Consider the following 21,250-nt stretch of genomic DNA (forward strand, 5'->3'; position numbering starts at 1 on the left):
TCGTCCACACTCTTCGGTGCGCCGGGCGCGTCTGGGTCCTTGACGACGGCCGCCGAGCAGCCGTGGTCGAGTACGACGGGTCCGCCACCTGCGCTCCGCCCTTCGACGGCGAGAACCACCCTCTCCCCTGTCACGGTTGCGCCGCAGACCGCGGGCGGGGTTGGATCGCACCATGACTGCTGACCTGACCCGTCCCGAGATCGACGCCCCCGAGGGCCCCGCACCCACCGACCTGGAGGTCGTCGACGTCGTCGTGGGCGACGGCGAGGAGGCCCAGCCGGGCGCGACCGTCACGATCCACTACCTCGGCGCGGAGTACGAGTCCGGCGAGGAGTTCGACTCGTCCTGGAGCCGCGGCGAGCCCATCGAGTTCCCCCTCGCCCGTCTGATCCCGGGCTGGCAGCGCGGGGTGCCGGGCATGAAGGTGGGTGGGCGTCGCAAGCTCGTCGTCCCGCCGTCGCTGGCCTACGGCCCCGCGGGCGCCGGCCACCGCCTCTCCGGCAAGACCCTGATCTTCGTGATCGACCTGCTCGGCACCCGCTGAGCACCGCCCGGGCGTCCGACGCCGCCCGGGTCCACACGTCCTGTGCGCACGACGGCGGCCCGCCCGGGTCGCCGTCGTCGTCGTTTCTGTGATCTGTGGGTGCGATCAGGCACAATGCACCGTGGTAGGTGGACTCCGGTCCACGAAGCCCGAACCTTGAGGTCAACCGTGATCACTGTCAGTACGGACGGATCGTGCCTCCGCAATCCAGGTGGCGCGGTCGGGTGGGCCTGGATCAACCACGACGGGACGTTCGACGCCGGTGGTGCAGCCTCCGGGACCAACCAGACCGCGGAGCTGACGGCCCTGCTCGAGGCCGTCCGCGCTCATCCGGGCGACGAGCCGTTGATGATCGAGTCGGACTCGCAGTACGCCATCAAGTGCGCCTCCGAGTGGCTCGAGGGCTGGCGCCGCAAGGGGTGGAAGACGGCAAGCGGGAGCCCCGTCAAAAATCTTGAACTGGTGCAGTTGATCGACCGCGCAATCTCCGAGCGCGAGGGCCCGGTGCGGTTCCGTTGGGTGCGTGGCCACGTCGGCAACCCGTTCAACGAGCGCGCCGACCAGCTCGCGGGGCACGCCGCCCAGGACTGGGCGTCGGGGCGCGGAGACCTGGACGCCGTCTTCGGCGAGGCCTCCCCGCTCGTCGAGGGCGCGACGTCGCGCCGCCCGAGCTCTGCGCGCGAGGAGGTCGCCGCGACCACCGGTACCAAGGCCGCCACGGAACGCCCCGCGGAGCCCGCCTGGTCGAACGGCACGCTCTTCGACTGAGTCGCTCACGCGCAGACCTCCGACGGACGGATCAGACCGGTGAGCTCGACGCACAGCCCCGACGCGGAGGTCCGGCACGTCTCCGACCGCCCGCTGAGCCTCGGTGACACGCTCGGCCTGCTCGCCCGCGGACCGTACGACCCCGTGCAACGCCACGTGGACGGGACCGTCTGGCGCACCGCCCTTCTCCCGGCCGGCCCCGTGACCACGGCGCTGGTCGCGGACGGCACGCGGTCCGCCGTCGTGCGGGCGTGGGGTCCGGGCGCCGAGGAGGCGCTCCGCCGAGTCCCCACGCTGCTCGGCGAGCTCGACGACGCGACGACGTTCACGCCCCCGGCCCCGGTCCGGGAGGCACACCATCAGCACCCCGGCCTGCGGATCCCGCGGACGGACGAGGTCGCCCAGGCGTTCGTCGGCGCGATCCTGGACCAGCGCGTGACGAGCATCGAGGCGTTCGGCGCCTGGGGACGGCTGGTCCGCCGCTTCGGCACGCCGGCCCCGGGCCCCGCGCCGGACGGGATGCGCGTCCCCCCGGCCGCCGCCGACTGGGCACGGATCCCCACCTGGGAGTGGCAGCAGGCCGGCGTGGACCCCGGACGCGCACGGACTGTCACCTCGGCGATGGCCCGGGCCGCCTCGCTCGAGCGCCTCGGCAGCCTGCCCGCCACCGAGGCGCAGGAGCGCCTGACGTCGCTGCCGGGCGTGGGTCGCTGGACGGCGTCCGAGGTGGCGTGCCGCGCCTGGGGGGACGCTGACGCGGTGCCGGTCGGCGACTTCCACGTCGCCTACGGGGTGGTGCACGCCTTCACCGGGGAGCACGTCCCGCGCCCCGGACCCGGGGTCCGGACCACGGGGCTCTCACCGGCAGACGCGCAGATGCTCGAACTGCTCGAGCCCTCGCGACCCCACCGGTTCCGTGTGCTGCGGCTCCTCGCCCTGTCCGGCCGGGGGGAGCGTCCGCGCCGCGGTCCGCGGGCCGCACCCCCGACGCACCTGCGTCACTGACCTCGCAGCCGCACGACGTCGTTATTCCCCCGTTCGCCCGTAGCGTCACCGCTGGCGAGCGCGCGGTCCGCCTGACAGGTTGGGACGTACCGCAACGACTTTGGAGGTCGACGCATGACTGTCCCCATGATCACGCTCAACAACGGTGTGCAGATCCCCCAGCTCGGCTTCGGCACGTACCAGATCCCGCCCGAGGACACCGCCGACGCGGTCGCCACGGCGCTCAAGGCGGGCTACCGCCACATCGACACCGCCGAGATGTACGGCAACGAGGCGGGCGTCGGCGAGGCCGTGCGCAACTCCGGCCTGGACCGCAGCGAGGTCTTCGTCACGAGCAAGCTCAACAACGGCTTCCACGACTACGACGACGCGCTGGCCGCGATGGACCAGACGCTCGCCGACCTCGGTCTCGACTACGTCAACCTCTTCCTGATCCACTGGCCGCTGCCCGAGGTCGGTGACTTCACCGAGACGTGGCGCGCGATGGAGGAGATGTACCGCCAGGGCAAGGCCCGCGCGATCGGCGTCTCGAACTTCCAGCCGCACCACATCAACAAGCTGCTCGACTCGGGCACGGTGGTTCCCGCCGTCAACCAGATCGAGGTGCACCCGTACTTCGTCCAGAGCGACGTGCGCGAGGCGAACGCCGGCCACGACATCGTGACCGAGGCCTGGTCGCCGATCGCCCAGGGCAAGGTGCTGGACGACCCGACGGTGGTGCGCATCGCCGAGCGCCTGGAGCGCACCCCCGCCCAGGTGGTCCTGCGCTGGCACATCGAGCGCGGCGACGTCGTGTTCCCCAAGTCGGCGACGCCGAAGCGCATCGAGGAGAACTTCGCTCTCTTCGACTTCGAGCTCACCGACGCCGACCGGGCGGACATCACGGCCCTCGACAAGGGCGAGCGGATCGGCCCGAACCCGGACGAGTTCAACTACGTCCCGAGCTAGTCACCCCGCACGGACAGGCGCCCCCGTCGACCTCGGTCGGCGGGGGCGCGGTCGTGCTCGGTGCTAGATCGCGCAGCCGTCCGGCCCGCAGGCCTCGGCGTCCGTGGTGCCCGGGACGGTCTGCAGCGTCGGCGGGGCGACCTGGGCGAGCACGTCGCGGAAGACCTCGGGCGACTGTGCCCCCGAGACGCCGTACTTGCCGTCGAAGACGAAGAACGGCACGCCCTGGATCCCGTAGGCCCGCGCCTGGGCGATGTCTGCCTGCACGGCGTCCGCGTACGTCCCGGCCTCGAGAACCTCGCGGGTCTCGTCGGCGTCCAGCCCGACGTCGGCCGCGAGCGCCACGAGCTCGTCGACCTTGCCGACGTGGCGGCCCTCGACGAAGTAGGCGCTGAGCAGGCGCTCCTTCATCTCGAGCTGCACGCCCTTGGACAGCGCGTGGTGCAGGAGCTGGTGGGCGGCGAGGGTCTTGGTCTGGTGGACGTCGTCGAAGTGGTAGTCCAGCCCTTCGGCGGCGGCCAGCTCGGTCATCTGCCCGAGCATCTGCTCGACCTGGGGCAGCGGCATGCCCTTGTGGTGAGCGAGGAAGTCCGCGGCGGTGCCCTCGAAGTCCACGGGCGTGTCGGGGGCGAGCTCGAACGAGTGGTAGGTGATCTCGACGTCTCCGTCGTGGTCGGCGAGCGCCGTCTCGAGGCGGCGCTTGCCGACGTAGCACCAGGGGCAGGCGATGTCTGACCAGATATCAATAGTTGTCACGGCAACGACAACGGCATGCGGACGTGCGTCATTCCCGGGCCGCGGCGCGGGCGAGTGCCTTCTGCGCCTTCTCCTCGATCTCGTCGGTCAGGCGGACCGCGCCCTGCGCGTGGGCGTCGAGGAGCGCACGAGCCACTTCCGGGTCGCCGCCGCCGGAGCTGGCACGGAACCAGTCCGAGACCCGCACCCCGTGCTCGGGCCGGTGCTCGACGACGACGCCGTCCCCCGCCTGCACGACGCCGGGGGTCAGCACCCGCAGGTAGCAGCCCGTCCGGTTCGCCTCGGTGAAGCGCCGCACCCACTTCTCCTCCCCGAGCCGCCGCGCGAACGTCGCACACGGTGTGCGGGCGTCCGTGACCTCGAGCAGCGCGGTGCCCACCCGCCAGCGTTCGCCGATCACGGCGTCGGACGTCTCGACCCCGCGCGTGCGCAGGTTCTCCCCGAACAGCCCGGGGACGACGTCGTACCCGAGCTCGGCGGACCACCAGCCGGCGTCCTCGGCCGAGTAGGCGTAGACGGCCTGCTCCGGCCCGCCGTGGTGGTCGCGGTCCGCCTGGACGTCGGCGTAGAGGCCGAGCGGTCGGACTTTGACGGGGCCGTCGACCGGACGCTTGTCGATCGCGGTCACGCCGACGCTGCCCGGGTCGGGGGCGAGCTGTGCGACGCGGCAGACGGCGAGGACGGTTCCCGGGGAGGTCATGGCCGAGATTCTCCCACCGGTTCCCCCTGCCGACGAGTGCTTTCCGTGGCAATCTGCCGTCGTAGGCCCTACTACCCGCCGGAGCGACATGTCAGCCCAGAGCACCGAGACGGCTCAGCTGCCTCAGCGTCAGATCTACCTCATCTTCGGCGGGCTGATGCTCGCGATGCTCTTGGCCGCACTCGACCAGACCGTGGTCTCCACCGCGCTGCCGACGATCGTCTCAGACCTCGGCGGGGCCGAGCACCTGTCGTGGGTGGTCACGTCGTACATGCTCGCGTCGACGGCCACCACGGTGCTGTGGGGCAAGCTCGGCGACCTCTACGGCCGCAAGTGGCTGTTCATCATCTGCATCGTGATCTTCCTGATCGGCTCGATCCTCTCGGGCACGTCGCAGACGATGGGCCAGCTCATCGCCTGGCGTGCCGTGCAGGGCGCAGGCGGCGGCGGGCTGATGGTGCTCTCCCAGGCGATCATCGGCGACGTCGTCTCCCCCCGGGAGCGCGGCAAGTACCAGGGGTTCTTCGGTGCGGTCTTCGGCGTCTCGTCGGTCGCGGGACCGCTGCTCGGCGGGTTCTTCGTGGACAACCTGTCGTGGCGCTGGGTGTTCTACATCAACATCCCGATCGGGATCGTCGCGCTCATCGCCGTCGTGGCGGTGCTGCCGAAGATCACGCCGCGGGCCAAGCCGTCCATCGACTACGCGGGGATCATCCTGCTCGGCGCGATCGCCACGTCCCTCGTGCTGGTCACGAGCCTCGGCGGCACGACGTGGGACTGGAACTCGCCACAGATCTGGGGGCTGGCGATCTTCGGCGTCGCCGCGATCGGCGCCTTCGTCCTCGTGGAGCAGCGCGCGCCGGAGCCCGTGCTCCCCCTGCGCCTGTTCCGCAACAAGACCTTCTCCACGGCCGCGGTCGTCGGCTTCGTGATCGGGTTCGCGATGTTCGGCGCGATCACGTTCCTCCCTCTCTACCTGCAGCAGGTCAAGGGCTCGAGCCCGACGGCCTCCGGACTCGAGATGACCCCGATGATGGTCGGGATGCTCCTGACGTCGATCGGGTCCGGGCAGATCATCTCCCGCACCGGCCGCTACAAGGTCTTCCCGATCCTCGGCACCGCGATCACCGCCCTCGGGCTGTACCTGCTCTCGCTCATGGGGGTCGGGACCTCGACGCTCCAGGCGGGCCTGAGCATGTTCGTGCTCGGCGCCGGGCTCGGCATGGTGACGCAGGTGCTCGTGCTGTCGGTGCAGAACTCGGTCGAGTACCGCGACCTCGGCACGGCCACGTCAGGCGCGACGTTCTTCCGCACCATCGGATCCTCCGTGGGGGTCGCCGTCTTCGGGTCCGTGTTCGCGAACCGGCTCGAGGGCAACCTGCTGAGCGGGGCGCCGGACAGCGCCCAGGGTCCGTGCGCACCCGACGTGCTGGCGGCCAGCACCGCCGGGCTGGCCCAGTGCCCGGACGACGTCCAGACCTGGTTCACCCAGGCCTACGCCGACTCGCTGCACACCGTCTTCCTCTGGGCGGTACCAGTCGCTGTCGTCGCGTTCCTGCTGACGTGGATGCTCCCCGAGGTCACCCTGCGCACCGCGACCAAGGACAGCGACGAGGCACAGAACGCCGGCCAGGCCGCGGGCGACACCTTCGCGCTGCCGTCGAGCCGGACCTCGTCCGAGGAGCTGCGGCTGATCCTCTGGCAGCGCGTCGGCGCACGCGACCCGCTGCGCGTCTACTCCGCGATCTCCGGGGAGGTCGACCTCGACCCGGAGGAGTGCTGGATGGTCACGCGCGTCTCGCTCAAGGGCACCCGCTCGATCGCCACGATGGCGGAGCGCGCCGAGGTCTCGGAGGCGACGGCCCGCAGCGTCGCCCTCGGCCTGGAGGCGCAGGGCCTCGTCAGCGTGGACGGCGACCGGGTCGACGCGACCGCAGCCGGGCACGAGGCCGCGGAGCGGATCCGCGCCGTCGAGCGCACCCACATCGAGCACCTCGTCTCCGAGTGGGAGGGCGAGCCCGAGGTCGACGCGCTCGTCGAGCACTTCACCGACAGCCTCCTGGAGGACGTACCGCCGCCACGCCGCGCGGACTGAGCCGGGCCGGCGGGGTCAGGCCAGGTCAGGCCGTCGCGGGGCCGAATCCCGCACGGTCGACGACGAGCGCGAGCTGCACCCGGTTCGTCGCGCCCACCTTGGTCATGGCCCGGTTCAGGTGGGTCTTGACCGTGGCCTCGCTGACATACGCCGTGGCGGCGATCTCCGCGTTGGACAGACCCTGCGCGACGGCGCACGCGAGCTCGTGCTCCCGGGCCGTCAGCGCGGCCATCTGCCGCTGGGCGTGGTCCCGCTCCGGAGCGCGCGGGTCGGCCGCGACACGCGCAACGACCGCCTTGGCCGCACGGGGCGAGAGCGTGCCGTCGCCGGCCGCGACCGCCGCCACCGCGCGCGAGATCTCGCCCGGGTCGGCGTCCTTGGCCAGGAACCCGGCGGCACCGGCCTGGATGGCGTCGATGACGGCGGCCTCGCTGCTGAAGGAGGTCATCGCGAGCACCGCGGGCGGCGTCGGGAGGCGTGTGACGGCCCGCGTCGCCGCGATCCCGTCCACCCGTGCCATGTGCAGGTCCATCAGGACGACGTCGGGGTGGTGGGCCTGGATCCCCGGCACCACCTCGTCGCCGTCAGCCGCCGTCGCGACCACCTCGACGGTGCCGTCGGCACCGAGGATCGTCTCGAGCAACCTGCGCACCATCGGGTCGTCGTCGACGACCATCACCCTGATCACCCGCCGACCCTATCCGTGACCGGCGACATCCCCGGTCAGGCGGGGTCGACCGCCCACGGCAGGTGCGCGGTGACCACGAAGCGTCCGTCCTGGGCACCGGCCGAGAACGTGCCGTTAAGCGCCTCGCACCGCTCCTGCATGCCGACCAGCCCGGCGCCCGCGCCCGGCATCGTCGCCGAGGTCCCGTCCGCGGGCAGTGCATTGCGCACGACCACGTCAACGCCCTGCCCGGGCCGTGCCCGCACGTCGACGTCCGCGCGTGCACCCGGCGCGTGCTTGACCACATTCGTCAACGACTCCTGCACCACCCGGTAGACGGCGCGGTTCAGGGCGTCCGGCGCCTGCTCTGCCTCCTGGACGAAGACCGTGCCGGAGACGTCCAGCCCGGCCGACCGTGCGTCGTCGAGAAGCCTCGGCAGGTCCGCGAGCGCCGCCGGAGTACCCGCGTAGTGCTCGGCACCGGCACGCAGGGAGTGGATGAGGCCGTGCATCTCGTCGAGGGCGGTGCGCGCGGAGGTCCGCATGGACCGTGCCGCCTCGCCGACGGCGTCGTCGTCGCTGCCGACCTCGAGCGCCGAGGCGTGCAGGGACAGGACCGACAGGTGGTGGGCGACGGTGTCGTGCATCTCGCGGGCAATCAGGTCGCGCTCCTCCTGCCGGCTGAGCTCGGTGCGCATGAACGCGGCCTCGGTGGTGAGGGTGTCGGCGCGCGTGGCCTCGGCGGCGGCGAGGCTACGGGCCTCCGCGGCGTTGGCGGCGTACCGGCGCAGGAGCCCCACGCCGGTGGCGAGGGCGATCGCCACCAGGGCGAGGATGACGTAGCCGATCCACGTCATCGACGAGTAGGTGCCGTCCGACGACGTCGCCGACCAGATCACCTGGCTGCCGGTCCGGCCTCCGTCGCGCCGGAGCGACGCCGCCGTGGCGAGCAACGTCGCGCCGCCTGCGACCAGGATCGGCCGCACCGGGTGTCGGCGAACCACCCAGCTGAACGCGATCAGCGCTCCCAGCGAGCCGATCGGCAGGACGACACCCAGGGCGGCCGCCCCGAGGCACACGAGGAGCGGGTACCGCCGCCGCCAGAGCATCGACGTCGCGACGAGGGCCGCCGCGCTGAAGCCGACGACCGCGGCCAGGATCTCGACGTCGCCCTCGGCCGGCTGCTCCAACGCCGCGTTCAGCATCGACCAGAACCACACGCTCGCGACCGCGAAGCCCGTCCCGATCTTGCTCAACGCGCGCCGTTCGGTGCGCTGCGCTGCGGTGGGGGCCTTGGCGGGCGGCGCCCAGTGATCGGGATGCATGGCCGCGAGCCTACGCAGGCCCACCGACTCCGTCGTCCACCGTCCGGCTGGTGCCGGGCCGCCGAACGTCAACCGTCCGGCTACCCGGTCCGAGCCGGTCGGGTGACGCGTCCGTAGACCCCGGCCGAGCAGGATCGGTGGTGTTCGCAATCGTCCTGCACGACGCACCGACCGAGGAGTCATCGTGACCGTTCCCACCGAGCCCACCGGGCCCACCCAGAAGCAGTCCGCCCCCGAGCAGCCGCCGTTCGCCCCGCAGAACCCCGCACCGGTCGCCACGAAGTCCTGGTTCGCCCGGCACAAGATCCTGACCGGGATCGGCGGGGTGATCGTCCTGATCATCGCCGTCAACGTGCTCGGCGGCGGCGGGGACGACGGCGACGTGGCCGCGACGACGGGCGACGCCACCGCGGTCGAGGAGTCGGCCGTCGAGTCCGAGGACGCCGCGGCCGACATGGCCGACACAGCGGACGCCGAGGACGCGCCGAAGGAGGACGCCCCGAAGGAGGAGCCGGCCGAGACCACCCCCGGGATCGGCGACGCCGTCCGCGACGGCAAGTTCGAGTTCACCGTCACCGGGGTCGAGACGGGCGTGGCCTCGGTCGGGAACGAGTACCTCAGCCAGGAGGCGCAGGGCCAGTACGTCCTGGTGTCGATGAGCGTCGAGAACATCGGCGACGAGTCGCAGTACTTCTTCGGCGACAACCAGTCCCTGACGGACACCGAGGGGCGCACCCACTCGGCCGACAGCTCGGCCTCGATCTACCTCGAGGAGTCCGACAGCCTCGCCACCGAGATCAACCCCGGCAACTCCGTCGACGGGATCGTGGCCTTCGACGTCCCCGCCGACGCGGTCCCCGCGACGATCGACCTGCACGACTCGGCGTTCTCCGGCGGAATCGTGGTCACGCTCAAGTGATCTGAACCGCGCCGGCCCGGTGCGTGCAGACCGTCCGGTCGTCCGGACGGCCCGTGCGCGCCGGGCCTCCGTGCGTCACGGCGTCACGGCGTCACGGCGTCACGGCGTCAGCAGTGCACGGCCCCCAGGTCGGCGAAGACCGCGCTGTTGAGGCGGAACGCGACGCAGGCCTCCGCGACCGTCCGCTCGACCTCCGCCTCGGTGAGCGGCAGCGCGTCGAGGCGCTCGCGGTACAGGTCCTTAAACGGCTTGGCCTTCGGGATCTCGGGGAACGTGTAGAACGCGAGGCTCTCCGGCCCGAGCCCGTAGTGCCGCTCGAGCATGCGCTTGACGATCTGCCCGCCCGAGAGGTCGCCGAGATACCGGGTGTAGGCGTGCGCGGCGTACAGCGCGACGTCGTCCCCCAGGTCTGAGAGCGCCGCCACGTAGGCGCGGGTCGCCGGGCGGATCGTCACGGCGCGCTGCCACTCGGGGCCGAGGAGGAACGTCAGGTCCTGCTCGATCGCCGTCGTCCGCTCGAGCTCGTCGAAGACCAGCGACGCCCCGGCGGGGTGGACGCCGACCCTGGCGCTCGCCGCCTCCAGGGCCCCGTAGATCGCCCACTGCTGCGCCGCGAGGTCGGCATAGGCCGCCACGGTGAGCTGCCCGGACATCAGCGCCTCGATGAACCCGGTGGACTCCGCCTTCCCGTGCTCGGCACGTGTTCCCTCCCGCAGGCTCGCCGAGAGCGTCGGGCGGTCGGTCAGGGTTGCTGCGGGGGACATGGCGCCTCCGGGGTGGCAGGACGTGGAACTGACGGTACGTCAGCACCTTATCTTACTGAGGTAAGGCTTGCCTAGCCTAGGCCGCATGTCGCTCTGACGAGGAGCGCCACCGCTCCCGTGCGAAGAAGATCGCCGCGATCACCACGGTCAGCCCGGCGGCCGAGAGCACCTGAGCGCGCGCGACGTCGTCGGTCAGCATCAGCAGGACGAGCCCGCCGAGCGCGGCGAGCGTGAACCACGTCAGCCCCGGGTAGCCCCACATCCTCAGCTTCATCGGCTGCCCCGACTCGCGCGCCGCCGCCTCGATGCGGGGACGCAGCCGCAGCTGGGAGACCGCGATGAAGATCCAGATCACCAGCAGCGCGGCGCCCACCGCGTTGAGCAAGATCTCGAGGAGCGCCTCGGGCAGCAGGTAGTTGAGGAACACGGACACGAACCCGAAGAACACGCTCAGCAGCACCGCCGTCCACGGCACCTCGGTGCGCGAGACACGTCCCATGACGGCGGGCGCGTCACCACGTCCCGCGAGCGAGAACATCATCCGTGACGTCGCGTAGATGTTGGCGTTGAAGGCGCTGAGCAGCGCGACGACCACCACGACCTCCATCACGCGGCTCGCGTTCTCCAGCCCGGCCACGTCGAGAACCGCGACGAACGGACTCTCCAGCAGAGCCGGCGAGTTCCACGGCAGCACCGTCACCATGATCGCGATCGACCCGACGTAGAAGAACAGGATGCGCCAGACGATCGTGTTGGTGGCCTTCGCGACGGCCTTCTGCGGGTCACGCGCCTCGGCCGCGGCGATCGTGACGATCTCGATCCCGCCGAACGCGAAGACGACCACGAGCAGCGCCGACGCGATCCCCTGGATCCCCATCGGGGCGAAACCGCCGTACCCCAGCAGGTACTCCGTCCCCACCGGCTCGGTCCCGGGCAGGAGCCCGAAGACCAGCAGCACGCCGACCACCAGGAACGCGACGATCGCCGCCACCTTGATGAAGGCGAACCAGAACTCCATCTCCCCGAAGTTGCGAACGCCGGCGAGATTCACGACGGCGAACACCACCACGATCGCGGCGCCGAACACCCACGCGGGGACGCCCGGGAGCCAGCGCTCCATGATCTGCGAGGCCCCGGTGATCTCGGCGCCCAGCACCATGATCAGCATGAACCAGTACAGCCAGCCCATCGTGAACCCGGCCCAGCGCCCCAGCGCCGTCTCGGCATAGACCGAGAACGAGCCCGACGCCGGGACGGCCGTCGCCATCTCCGCGAGCATCCGCATCAGCAGGATCACGAGCCCGCCCGCGATCATGTAGCTGATCAGCACCGCGGGGCCCGCCGTGTGGATCCCGACCCCGCTGCCGAGGAAGAGGCCGGCCCCGATGGCGGACCCGAGGCCCATCATCGTCAGGTGCCGGGTGCGCAGACCCTTCGCGAGCGGCGCACCCTCCGAGGGAGGGCCTGTGGGTGCGGTGGATGCTGGGTCGCGCGGGGCGTCGTCGTGCATGGGAGGCACGCTATGCGTCCGCACGCGCCGACGCCTGGTCAGCCTGACCCCACCGAGCCCGAGTCCGTGGCCTCCGCCTCGTCCCGGGCGTTCGCGTGCGACGAGGTCAGCCACGCCGCGACGATGAAGGCGAGACCCGCCAGCCCGATCACGACGTCGGGGATGTCGAACCGCAGTGTCAGCAGGAGCAGGGTCGCGAGGGTGCCGATCGCCCAGTGCGCACCGTGCTCCAGGTACCGGTACTCGGCGAGCGTCCCCTGCCGGACGAGGTAGACCGTCATCGACCGGACGAACAGCGCCCCGACGCCGAGCCCGAGAGCGATGATGAGCGGGTCGGGGGTGATCGCGAAGGCCCCGATGACGCCGTCGAACGAAAACGTCGCGTCGAGCACCTCGAGGAACATGAACATCGAGAACGCCGCCTTGCCCGCGAGCGCCACGGTCCCACCGGCCGAGCGTTCGGCGGCGTCGAGCTTCTCGGCGCGACGCTCCTCCTGGGCCTCCATGACGGTCGCGATCCCGTTGACGGCCAGATAGGTCACCAGGCCCGCGAGGCCGGCGAAGAGGACCCTGCCGGCATCCTCGGGCTCGGCGAGGAACCGCGACGTCAGCATCAGGGCGAGACCCGCGAGGATCACGGGCAGCGTGCCGAGGTGCCCGGCCTTCTGCAGCGGCCGCTCCACCCAGCTGAGCCACGTGATCCTGCGCTCGGGGTCGAAAATGAACTCGAGGAACAGCATGAGCAGGAAGATCCCGCCGAACGCCGCGATCGTCGGGTGCGCCTCGTTGAGGATGTACCCGTAGGTGCCGGGCTCGTGCGGGTCGCCCTTCTCGAGTGCGAGGGTGAACGCCTCCGACGGCGAGATGCCGCCCGTGAGGCTCACGATCACGAACGGGAAGATCAGCCGCATGCCGAAGACGGCGATGAGGATGCCGACGGTGAGGAACATCTTCTGCCAGAACTCGTTCATCCGGCCCAGGTACTTCGCGTTCACCGCCGCGTTGTCGAACGAGAACACGATCTCGACGACGATCAGGATCGCGGTGAGCGAGACGGCGGCCCAGCCGTCGTACCAGAACGCGATCGCCAGCGCGGCGACGAGCACCACGATGTCGATGCGGAAGAACTTCAGGGTGCCCACGGCGGGCCTCTCCAGACGGGGACGACGGAAGGCGCGACGACGGCGGGCGCCCCGACGAGTGTAGGACCGCTACGCGGACGCTCGCCGGACCAGGGACGTGGGGAGGGTGACGGCCGCGGGCTCCTGTCCGTCGATGACCTCGAGGAGGAGCCGCACCATCTCGGAGCTGATACGGGCGAACGGTTGCCGCATGGTCGTCAGTGGCGGATGGAGCGCGGCGGCGACACCGGAGTCGTCGAACCCTCCCACGGCGACGTCCTCAGGAACTCGGCGACCAGCGGCCTGGAGCGCGACCAACGCACCGGCCGCCATCAGGTCGGACGCCACGAAGACCGCGTCGAGATCCGGTCTCCGCCCCAGGAGCTCCACCATGGCGTGCCTGCCCGACTCGCGGGAATAGTCCCCGTGCGCGACGAGCTCGGGGTCGAAGGAGTCACCGAGCACGTCGCGGTACCCGTCGAACCGCAGCTGCCCGCCCGGGGTGTCGAGCGGGCCGGTGATCGTCGCGACGCGACGTCGACCCGTCGCGACGAGGTGCTCGGTCATCTTCCGGCCACCGCCGGAGTCGTCGGCCGCGACGAACCCGATCTCACGCTCGTGCCCCAGAGGCACCCCGCAGGCGACGGTCGGGATGCCCTGGCGGATCAGGTCCGTGAGGATTGGGTTGCCCTGGTGAGAGCTGATCAGCAGGACACCGTCGACGTGCCCGGCGGCGACGTATGCGCTGATCCGACGACGTTCCTCGGCCGTCCCGGCGACCATCAGCAGCAGCGGCATCTCGCGTTTCGCGAGCTCTTCCGCGGCCCCGCGCAGGAGGATCGAGAAGTTGGGGTCGTCGAAGAGCAGGTGCTGGGGTTCGGTGAGCAGGAACGCCACCGAGTTCGCTCGGCCCGTGACCAGCGAGCGGGCGTGCTGGTTCGCCTGGTACCCGGTCGTCCGGATGGCCTCCTCCACGGCGGAGAGAGCGTCGGGCGAGACCCAGTGACCACCGTTGATCACCCGGGAGACCGTGCCTCGGGAGACCCCGGCGGCCGCCGCGACGTCGCGGATCGTCGGCCGTCGCCGGTCCGCCCTTCCCGGGCGCGATTCTGCTCCCTCGTCCACGAGTCGTGAGTCTACGGACATCTCTCAGGCCTTGACCGCACCGGCCGCAAGATCGACCTGCCAGTACCGCTGCAACGTCAGGAACAGGGCGATGAGCGGGATGATCGAGAGCAGGGCACCGGTGATGACGAGCGTGTAGAGCGCGGGCTGCGAGGCGCCCTGGTTGAGGAGCCCGGAGAGACCGACGGTGAGCGGGTAGAGCTTGTCGTCCCCGAGCATGATGTAGGGGAGCATGAAGTTGTTCCAGATCGCGACGAACTGGAACAGAAACACGGTGACGAGCCCGGGCAGCATCATCGGGAGTGCGAGGGTGCGGAAGATCCGTCCCTCACCGGCGCCGTCCGTGCGTCCGGCCTCGACGATCTCGTCCGGAACCGACGCGGCCGCGTAGATCCGGGCGAGGTAGATCCCGTACGGGCTGATGATCTGCGGCAGGAGGACGGCCCAGTAGGTGTTGGTCATGCCGATCTGCGCGAGCAGCAGGTACTGCGGGATCGCGAGAACCACACCCGGCACGAGCACGCCGGCGAGCAGCATGTTGAAGATCGCCTTCTTGCCGCCGAACCGGTACTTGGCGAGACCGAACCCGGCCATCGCCGAGACGACGGTGGACAGCAGCGCTCCGACGCCCGCGTACAGCGCGGTGTTCGCCATCCAGCGCCAGAAGAGCCCGTCGCGATAGGCGTTGAGGTCGCTCACGTTCTCGAGGAGATGTGTCGACGGTGCGAACGTGAAGGTCGAGAACAGCTCCCCGCCCGACTTGGTCGACGCCACGACGACCCACAGGACGGGGAGGAGGCAGTAGGCGGCGCCCAGCAGGAGCACGAGCGTGGCGAGGACGCTCGCGGGCTCTCCGCCGCGGCGTCGTGGGAGGGTGCGGGGCGCAGAGGCAGTGGCCGCCGACGGCGGCGCGGGGGCGAGGATGCTCATGTCACTTCTCCTGACCGAAGGCACGGCTCTGCACGAGGTGCAGGAACCCGAACGAGAGTGCGAACGTCGCGACGGCGATGATCACGGAGGTGGCGGCGGCAGAGTAGAGATCGCCACGGATGAACGCGTCGCGGTAGACCTTCATCAGTGGTGTCCACGTGCTGGAGATCGTGTTGCTCAACGGCTTGAGCGTCGTCGGCTCGGCGAAGACCTGGAGCGTCGCGATCATCGAGAAGACGAAGGTCATGATGATCGACGGCGTGACGATCGGGATCTTGATCCGCCAGGCGATCCGGGTCTCCGAGCACCCGTCGAGGCGTGCGGCCTCGTAGAGCTCGGTCGGGATCGCCTTGAGCGACGTGTAGATGACGACCATGTTGAACCCGACACCGCCCCACACGGCGATGTTGGCGACCGCGAAGATCACGAGGTTCGAGCTGAAGAGCGACGGAACGTCCCATCCGAGCCGGTCGAATACGTAGTAGAACGGGCTGACGTCGGGCAGATAGAGAAAGCCCCAGAGCAACGAGGAGATCACCGCCGGGACGGCGTAGGGCAGAAAGATCGAGATCCGCGAGAAGCCCCGTGCGCGACTCCGGCGCGAGTCGAGCATCAGCGCGAAGATCAGCGCGAGACCCAGCATGGTCGGGACGACGATGACGCCGTACAGGGCGACGCGCCCGACGGACGCGAGAAACTCGGGGTCCGTGAGCGCCTGCGCGTAGTTGGTGAAGCCGGTCCAGACCTGCGTACGAGCCCCGGATCCGAGTCCGAGGCCGGAGACCTGCTCGGTCCGAAAGCTCAGGTAGACCGCGTAGGCGATGGGCAGCGCGAGAAAGACCACGAAGAGCACGATCGCCGGGGCCAGGAAGAAGTAGGGCGCGGTACGTCGCCCGTCACGGCCGGCGGTCGTCCGCCGGCTGGTCGCCGTAGTGGTCGGCGCGTCTTGTGTCGCAGTCACGTCACGTCTCCTCGGTATGCGTGGAAGATGGCAGCTCGCCCGGTGCCCCGGGCGAGCCGCCCGTCGTCACTCGGTGACGTTGAACCCGGACGACTCGAGGTCGTCGAAGGTCACGGACTGCATGGACTCCACGGCCTGCAAGAACTCCGACTGCGACCGCGCCTCGGCGGCCCGCCCGAACTCGTCGTTGTAGGCCGAGTACGCGACGTTCACGTTCGGTCCGTACGTGAAGCTGCCGGCGGTCTGTGCGATCTCGCCGGCCAGCTCGTAGAAGTCGGGCTGGTTGGAGAAGAACTCGGGCGGGGCCGAGAGCGCGCCCGCCTGCGCGGGTGTGTACGCCGGGTAGATCCCCGCCTCGGAGACGAGTGCGTCGACGGCCTCCTGCGACGTGTTGAGCCAGGAGATGAACTCGGCCGCCTGCGCCGGGTGCTCGGACTGGGTGGTCACGGCCACGGCCGATCCGCCCCAGTTGCCCGTGGCCGGTGCCGCGGAGTCCCACTGCGGCATCGGAGCCATCTCCCAGAGCCCGGCCGTGTCCGGGGCGTTCCCCTGCAGGACGCCCGGCGCCCAGACCGCCGAGAGCCAGCCGATCTGGGAACCGTCGTTCAGCGCGGCGTTCCACTCCGGGGTGTACATCGGCTTGTTGTCGATCACACCCTCCTCGACGAGGCCGCCCCAGTACTCGGCGACGCGACGGGTCGGCTCGGAGTCGATCGACACGCTCCACGCGTCTCCGTCGATCCCCCACCACGACGCACCGGCCTGCTGCGCGAGCCCGGTGAACCAGCCCGCGTCCGTCGCGGAGAACGTCCCGAGGTACTTCTCCGGGTCGGCCTCCTGCACCGCCCGCGCGACGTCTGCGTACTCGTCCCACGTCGTCGGGACGTCGAGCCCCAGTTCCTCGAAGACGTCGGCCCGGTAGTAGAACTCCATCGGCCCCGAGTCCTGCGGGACGGCATAGACGGCGTCGGACCCCAGCGTCACGGCGTTCCAGACGCCCTCCGGGAAGCCCTCGGCGATGCTCGGGTCGACGTCGTCGACGTCGTCGGCGATGTCGGCGAGCGCGTCGGACGAGACGAGCGTGGGGATCTTCTGGTACTCGGCCTGCATGATGTCCGGTGCACCGCTGCCGGCCTGGATGGCGGTGAGCAGCTTGGTGACAGCAGGGTCGCCGCCGTCCTGCTTGTTCACCGTGACCTGGATGTCAGGGTTCTCGTCGTTCCAGATCTCGACGACGTTCTCCATGTTCGGAGCCCACGTCCAGAACGTCAGGTCCACGGGACCGGCCGCGCTCTGGTCGTCCTCCCCCGTCGTCGACGCCTCGCCGCCCGAGCAGGCGGTTGCCAGCAGTGCCGTCACCGCGATCGTCGAAGCGAGCTTGAAGCCTGTGTGCAGGCGCATGAATCCTCCTCGTCAAGGAACCGCCGCTCCGTCGCGACGGCATGTGCACCACAACGACCGGGTGTCCCTGCGGCTGTGCACTTCAACTGTGCACGGTCACAGTAGTTGCATCATGTGCGCTCTTGTCAAGACCATGTTTCATCGTGTTACCTAGTTGCAGCACAGGTCGCCGACCTGGGAACGTGCACAGAGTTGTGAGCAAGGAGCACCCATGACCAGCCCCCACCCGCCCGCCGCCCGACGCCCCGTCGGGCCCGCGTACGACGGATGGCTGCCCGGGATCGACCGCATCAGCTTCGGGGGTGACTACAACCCCGAGCAGTGGCCCGAGGAGCTCTGGGAGGAGGACGTCGCGCTGATGCACGACGCCGGGGTGAACCTCGTCAGCGTCGGGATCTTCAGCTGGGCACTGATCGAGCCCCGCGAGGGCGAGTTCGAGTTCGGCTGGCTCGACCGACTCCTCGACCTCCTGCACGCGCACGGAATCCACGTCGCCCTGGGAACCCCGACGGCGTCACCGCCCGCCTGGTTCTTCCACACCTACCCGGACGCGCGGGTCGTCACGGCGGACGGGACGACGCTGGGCTTCGGCTCACGCGGGATGGTCTCGCCGAGCTCCCCCGCCTACCGTCGGGCGGCCACCCGGATCGCGACCGCGCTCGCGGAGCGGTACGGCGACCACCCGGCGCTCGCGCTCTGGCACGTGCACAACGAGTACGGCGCTCCGGTGTCCGCCGACCACTCACCCGCGAGCGCCAGGGCGTTCCGCGCGTGGTTGGCCGAGCGGTACGGGTCGCTCGACGAGCTCAACGCCGCCTGGGGCACACGGTTCTGGGGCCAGGTCTACGGCGAGTGGGAGCACGTCGGCGTGCCCGCCGCCACGCCGTCGGTGGCGAACCCGGCCCAGAAGCTCGACTTCGCCCGCTTCACCAACGACGCCCTCCTGGCCTGCTTCGTCGCGGAACGCGACGCCATCCGGGAGCACTCCTCCGTACCCGTGACGACGAACTTCATGGCGGGCGAGTGCCCGTCGACCGACCTGTGGGCGTGGGCCCGCGAGGTCGACGTCGTCTCCAACGACCACTATCTGACGGCGTCCGACCCACGGAACCACGTCGGGCTGGCCCTCGCCGCGGACCTGACGCGCTCCGTCGCCGGAGGCAAACCCTGGCTCCTGCTGGAGCACTCGACGTCGGGCGTGAACTGGCAGCCGCGCAACGTGGCGAAGCGACCGGGAGAGATGGCCCGGAACTCGCTGTCCCACCTCGCTCGCGGCGCCGACGCGGTGATGTTCTTCCAGTGGCGAGCCTCGCGATCGGGCGCGGAGAAGTTCCACTCCGCGATGCTCCCGCACGCCGGCACAACCAGCCGGGTGTGGCGAGAGGTCGTCGAGCTCGGCGCGACCGTCGAGGCGCTGCAGGAGGTGCGCGGCTCGCGAGTGCACGCCGACGTGGCGATCCTCTGGGACCCCGAGTCCTTCTGGGCGCAGGACCTCGAGTGGCGCCCCTCGGTGGACGTCCGCCACCGCGAGCGCGTCGACGCGTTCTACGACCGGTTCTGGCGGGACGGGGTCACCGTCGACTTCGCCCACCCCGAGCAGGACCTGTCCGGGTACCGCCTGGTGGTGGCACCCGCGTCGTACCTGTTGACAGCCACGAGCGCGGCGAACCTGACCTCGTTCGTCGAGCACGGCGGGACACTTCTCGTGTCCTACTTCTCCGGCGTCGTCGACGCGAACGACGCCGTCCACGCGGGCGGGTTCGGCGCACCCCTGCGCACGGTGCTCGGTGCGCGCGTCGACGAGTTCTGCCCGCTGCGCGAGGGGGATGTCCAGCACGTCTCCCTGGACGGATCCGTCTTTCCTGGATCCGGATCGGTCGTGGCCGACGTCTGGGCGGACGACCTCGCCGTCGACGGGGCTCAGGTCGTCGGCACCTACACCGACGGCCCCGTGGCGGGCGGTCCCGCGATCACGCGGAACCGCTTCGGTGCGGGCACGGGCTGGTACCTGTCCACGCGGCTCGACATCGACGCCCTCGGCACGGTTCTCGACCCCGTCTACGCCGACGCGGGTATCGCCCGCTCGGGCCTGCCCGACGAGCTGGAGGTCGTCCACCGCCGGAACGACGACGTCGAGTACCTGATCGCGATCAACCACGCGGACCAGGAGCACCGGCTCACCGTGCTCGGCACGGACGTGGTGAACGGCGAGCGTGCGGACGGCGCGGCAGAGGTGGCGGCCGGGGCCGTCCGGGTGTTCCGGGTCGACGGCTGAGCGCGGGCATCCTGCGCGTCGACCCGGCGCGGGCCATAGCGTGTTCCCAGCACGCCGTCCGCAGCCCCGAGGAGCACCGTGAGCGACCAGTCCGAACTCCCGCACGTCGTCGTGGTCGGCGGCGGGTTCGCCGGGATCTCCGCCGTCAAGGCCCTGGCCGACGCCCCCGTCCGCATCACCCTGGTCGACCGACGGGTGTACAACACGTTCAACCCGCTGCTCTACCAGGTGGCCACCGGCGGCCTGAACCCGGGGAACGTCACTTACTTCCTGCGGTCGCTGCGCATCAAGCAGCCGAACGTCCGGGTGCTGCACGAGCACCTCGTCGGACTTGACGCCGAGGCCCGCCGCATCCGCCTGCTGAACGACGAGTGGATCGACTACGACTACCTCGTGCTCGCCAACGGGGTCACCACGCACTACTTCGGCACCCCGGGAGCGAAGGAGCACGCGTTCGCGATGTACTCGCGGTCCCAGGCCCTGAAGATCCGCGACACGCTCTTCGTCCGGCTCGAGAAGTCGGCCTCGACGCCCACGCGCGACGACGGGCTGCGGGTCGTGGTCGTCGGCGGCGGCTCGACCGGTGTCGAGGTCGCGGGCGCGCTCGCCGAGCTCCGAGACCAGGGGCTCCGGCCCGCCTACCCGGAGATCGACGGCGAGGCCTTCTCCGTCACCATCGTTCAGCGGGGTGAGGAGGTTCTGAAGAACTTCCATCCCAGGCTCCGTCGGTACGCGGCCGACCAGCTGCGACGTCGCGACGTCGGACTGCACCTCGGGCCGGGCGTCGCCGAGGTCCACCCCGACTCGGTCGAGCTCACCGACGGCACGGTCATCCCGTCCGACCTCACGATCTGGGCCACGGGCGTCAGCCCTCACGCCGAGGTCGACGCCTGGGACCTGCCCCGCGGGCGGGCCGGGCGGATCAGCGTCGGCGCCGACCTGCGTGTGAAGGGCCACGACCGGATCTTCGCCGCCGGCGACATCGCCGCGACCCCCGAGGAGCTCCCGCAGCTCGCCCAACCAGCCATCCAGGGCGGCTCCCTCGTGGGCAAGAACATCGCCGCACTCGTCACCGGCGGTACGACGTCGGACCTGAAGTACCTGGACAAGGGCACCATGGCCATCATCGGCCGCCGCGCCGCGATTGCCCAGGTGTTCGACCGCGCCGACTTCACCGGCGGCTTCGCGTGGCTGCTCTGGCTGTTCGTGCACATCATGAGCCTCATCGGCTCCCGCAACCGGCTCACGACGTTCACCGGGCTCGTGGTCCGCTACGGGTTCCCGTTCTACCGCAGGCCGGTGCCGATCGTCGGTGACGTGCCGTCGATGCGGCCGAAGAAGCCCGACGCGGGCTGAGCCGGTCGTCGCGCGGGTTGAGCTCGTCGAAACCCAGTCTCGACAGGCTCGACCACCGACGGTTGAGCTCGTCGAAACCC

19 protein-coding genes are annotated in these 21,250 nt (G+C 70.5%); 8 read left to right on the forward strand and 11 right to left on the reverse strand.

Features of this window, described 5'->3' with window-relative positions:
* Positions 1-172 precede the first annotated feature (172 nt).
* The 4 genes from Q343_RS0113475 to Q343_RS0113490 all read left to right on the forward strand — a co-directional run bounded on the left by Q343_RS0113475 (position 173) and on the right by Q343_RS0113490 (position 3,265).
* Positions 173-544 carry an FKBP-type peptidyl-prolyl cis-trans isomerase gene (locus Q343_RS0113475; protein ID WP_029254084.1) on the forward strand — a complete coding sequence of 124 codons (372 nt, stop codon included), beginning with the start codon at positions 173-175 and terminating at the stop codon, positions 542-544.
* A gap of 168 nt (positions 545-712) precedes the next feature.
* Complete coding sequence (locus tag Q343_RS0113480; protein WP_029254085.1) at positions 713-1,312, forward strand: ribonuclease H family protein; 600 nt, start codon at positions 713-715, stop codon at positions 1,310-1,312.
* Positions 1,313-1,351: 39 nt separating this feature from the next.
* Complete coding sequence (locus Q343_RS0113485; protein ID WP_029254086.1) at positions 1,352-2,317, forward strand: DNA-3-methyladenine glycosylase family protein; 966 nt, start codon at positions 1,352-1,354, stop codon at positions 2,315-2,317.
* Positions 2,318-2,431: 114 nt separating this feature from the next.
* Positions 2,432-3,265 (forward strand): aldo/keto reductase, encoded by an 834-nt coding sequence (locus tag Q343_RS0113490; protein ID WP_029254087.1) that lies wholly within the window; start codon positions 2,432-2,434, stop codon positions 3,263-3,265.
* A gap of 63 nt (positions 3,266-3,328) precedes the next feature.
* Here Q343_RS0113490 and Q343_RS0113495 read toward each other — a convergent pair whose 3' ends face one another.
* The gene (locus Q343_RS0113495; RefSeq protein ID WP_081829858.1) at positions 3,329-4,021 is read right to left on the reverse strand and encodes a DsbA family oxidoreductase; all 693 of its coding nucleotides are present in this window, start codon (positions 4,019-4,021) and stop codon (positions 3,329-3,331) included.
* A gap of 28 nt (positions 4,022-4,049) precedes the next feature.
* Complete coding sequence (locus Q343_RS0113500; protein ID WP_029254089.1) at positions 4,050-4,721, reverse strand: MOSC domain-containing protein; 672 nt, start codon at positions 4,719-4,721, stop codon at positions 4,050-4,052.
* 88 nt (positions 4,722-4,809) lie between these two features.
* Between Q343_RS0113500 and Q343_RS0113505 the strand changes: the two genes are divergently transcribed.
* Positions 4,810-6,816 carry an MDR family MFS transporter gene (locus Q343_RS0113505; RefSeq protein ID WP_043110125.1) on the forward strand — a complete coding sequence of 669 codons (2,007 nt, stop codon included), beginning with the start codon at positions 4,810-4,812 and terminating at the stop codon, positions 6,814-6,816.
* A gap of 25 nt (positions 6,817-6,841) precedes the next feature.
* Here Q343_RS0113505 and Q343_RS0113510 read toward each other — a convergent pair whose 3' ends face one another.
* On the reverse strand, positions 6,842-7,504 hold the full coding sequence (locus tag Q343_RS0113510) for a response regulator transcription factor (RefSeq protein ID WP_052367258.1): 663 nt from the start codon (positions 7,502-7,504) through the stop codon (positions 6,842-6,844).
* 35 nt (positions 7,505-7,539) lie between these two features.
* Positions 7,540-8,808 (reverse strand): sensor histidine kinase, encoded by a 1,269-nt coding sequence (locus Q343_RS14695; RefSeq protein WP_052367259.1) that lies wholly within the window; start codon positions 8,806-8,808, stop codon positions 7,540-7,542.
* Between the two features lie 184 nt (positions 8,809-8,992).
* On the opposite strand from Q343_RS14695, the gene Q343_RS14255 reads away from it, so the two are divergent.
* Positions 8,993-9,727 carry a DUF4352 domain-containing protein gene (locus tag Q343_RS14255; protein ID WP_052367260.1) on the forward strand — a complete coding sequence of 245 codons (735 nt, stop codon included), beginning with the start codon at positions 8,993-8,995 and terminating at the stop codon, positions 9,725-9,727.
* 107 nt (positions 9,728-9,834) lie between these two features.
* Here the strand turns inward: Q343_RS14255 and Q343_RS0113525 are convergent, their stop codons facing one another.
* The 7 genes from Q343_RS0113525 to Q343_RS0113555 form a co-directional block, all read right to left on the reverse strand.
* Positions 9,835-10,491, reverse strand: coding sequence for a biliverdin-producing heme oxygenase (locus tag Q343_RS0113525; RefSeq protein WP_029254094.1), 657 nt, complete (start codon positions 10,489-10,491; stop codon positions 9,835-9,837).
* Positions 10,492-10,567: 76 nt separating this feature from the next.
* Entirely contained in the window at positions 10,568-12,001 is a 1,434-nt protein-coding gene (locus Q343_RS0113530) for an amino acid permease (RefSeq protein ID WP_081829859.1), read from the reverse strand.
* A 38-nt stretch (positions 12,002-12,039) separates the two neighbouring features.
* Positions 12,040-13,143 (reverse strand): DUF475 domain-containing protein, encoded by a 1,104-nt coding sequence (locus Q343_RS0113535; RefSeq protein WP_029254096.1) that lies wholly within the window; start codon positions 13,141-13,143, stop codon positions 12,040-12,042.
* A gap of 69 nt (positions 13,144-13,212) precedes the next feature.
* Positions 13,213-14,268, reverse strand: a complete 1,056-nt coding sequence (locus Q343_RS0113540; protein WP_043110126.1) for a LacI family DNA-binding transcriptional regulator — start codon at positions 14,266-14,268, stop codon at positions 13,213-13,215.
* A gap of 3 nt (positions 14,269-14,271) precedes the next feature.
* Positions 14,272-15,177, reverse strand: a complete 906-nt coding sequence (locus Q343_RS0113545; RefSeq protein ID WP_029254098.1) for a carbohydrate ABC transporter permease — start codon at positions 15,175-15,177, stop codon at positions 14,272-14,274.
* Position 15,178: 1 nt separating this feature from the next.
* Positions 15,179-16,138 carry a carbohydrate ABC transporter permease gene (locus Q343_RS0113550; protein ID WP_029254099.1) on the reverse strand — a complete coding sequence of 320 codons (960 nt, stop codon included), beginning with the start codon at positions 16,136-16,138 and terminating at the stop codon, positions 15,179-15,181.
* A 66-nt stretch (positions 16,139-16,204) separates the two neighbouring features.
* A complete protein-coding gene (locus Q343_RS0113555) occupies positions 16,205-17,539 on the reverse strand; it encodes an ABC transporter substrate-binding protein (protein ID WP_029254100.1) in 1,335 nt (444 codons plus the stop codon).
* Positions 17,540-17,750: 211 nt separating this feature from the next.
* Between Q343_RS0113555 and Q343_RS0113560 the strand changes: the two genes are divergently transcribed.
* Positions 17,751-19,814: a beta-galactosidase gene (locus tag Q343_RS0113560; protein ID WP_029254101.1), complete on the forward strand. Its 2,064-nt coding sequence runs from the start codon at positions 17,751-17,753 to the stop codon at positions 19,812-19,814.
* Between the two features lie 78 nt (positions 19,815-19,892).
* On the forward strand, positions 19,893-21,170 hold the full coding sequence (locus tag Q343_RS0113565) for an NAD(P)/FAD-dependent oxidoreductase (RefSeq protein ID WP_029254102.1): 1,278 nt from the start codon (positions 19,893-19,895) through the stop codon (positions 21,168-21,170).
* Positions 21,171-21,250: the final 80 nt, after the last annotated feature.

Source organism: Paraoerskovia marina DSM 21750 (assembly GCF_000701465.1).
Lineage (GTDB): Bacteria > Actinomycetota > Actinomycetes > Actinomycetales > Cellulomonadaceae > Paraoerskovia > Paraoerskovia marina.

What these genes read in the sequence shown, in the direction of transcription:
- Q343_RS0113475 (WP_029254084.1), top strand. Translation starts at nt 173, where the DNA reads ATGACTGCTGACCTGACCCGTCCCGAGATCGACGCCCCCGAGGGCCCC.
- Q343_RS0113490 (WP_029254087.1), top strand. Translation starts at nt 2,432, where the DNA reads ATGACTGTCCCCATGATCACGCTCAACAACGGTGTGCAGATCCCCCAG.
- Q343_RS0113500 (WP_029254089.1), bottom strand. Translation starts at nt 4,721, where the DNA reads ATGACCTCCCCGGGAACCGTCCTCGCCGTCTGCCGCGTCGCACAGCTC.
- Q343_RS0113505 (WP_043110125.1), top strand. Translation starts at nt 4,810, where the DNA reads ATGTCAGCCCAGAGCACCGAGACGGCTCAGCTGCCTCAGCGTCAGATC.
- Q343_RS14695 (WP_052367259.1), bottom strand. Translation starts at nt 8,808, where the DNA reads ATGCATCCCGATCACTGGGCGCCGCCCGCCAAGGCCCCCACCGCAGCG.
- Q343_RS0113525 (WP_029254094.1), bottom strand. Translation starts at nt 10,491, where the DNA reads ATGTCCCCCGCAGCAACCCTGACCGACCGCCCGACGCTCTCGGCGAGC.
- Q343_RS0113530 (WP_081829859.1), bottom strand. Translation starts at nt 12,001, where the DNA reads ATGCACGACGACGCCCCGCGCGACCCAGCATCCACCGCACCCACAGGC.
- Q343_RS0113540 (WP_043110126.1), bottom strand. Translation starts at nt 14,268, where the DNA reads ATGTCCGTAGACTCACGACTCGTGGACGAGGGAGCAGAATCGCGCCCG.
- Q343_RS0113545 (WP_029254098.1), bottom strand. Translation starts at nt 15,177, where the DNA reads ATGAGCATCCTCGCCCCCGCGCCGCCGTCGGCGGCCACTGCCTCTGCG.
- Q343_RS0113555 (WP_029254100.1), bottom strand. Translation starts at nt 17,539, where the DNA reads ATGCGCCTGCACACAGGCTTCAAGCTCGCTTCGACGATCGCGGTGACG.
- Q343_RS0113560 (WP_029254101.1), top strand. Translation starts at nt 17,751, where the DNA reads ATGACCAGCCCCCACCCGCCCGCCGCCCGACGCCCCGTCGGGCCCGCG.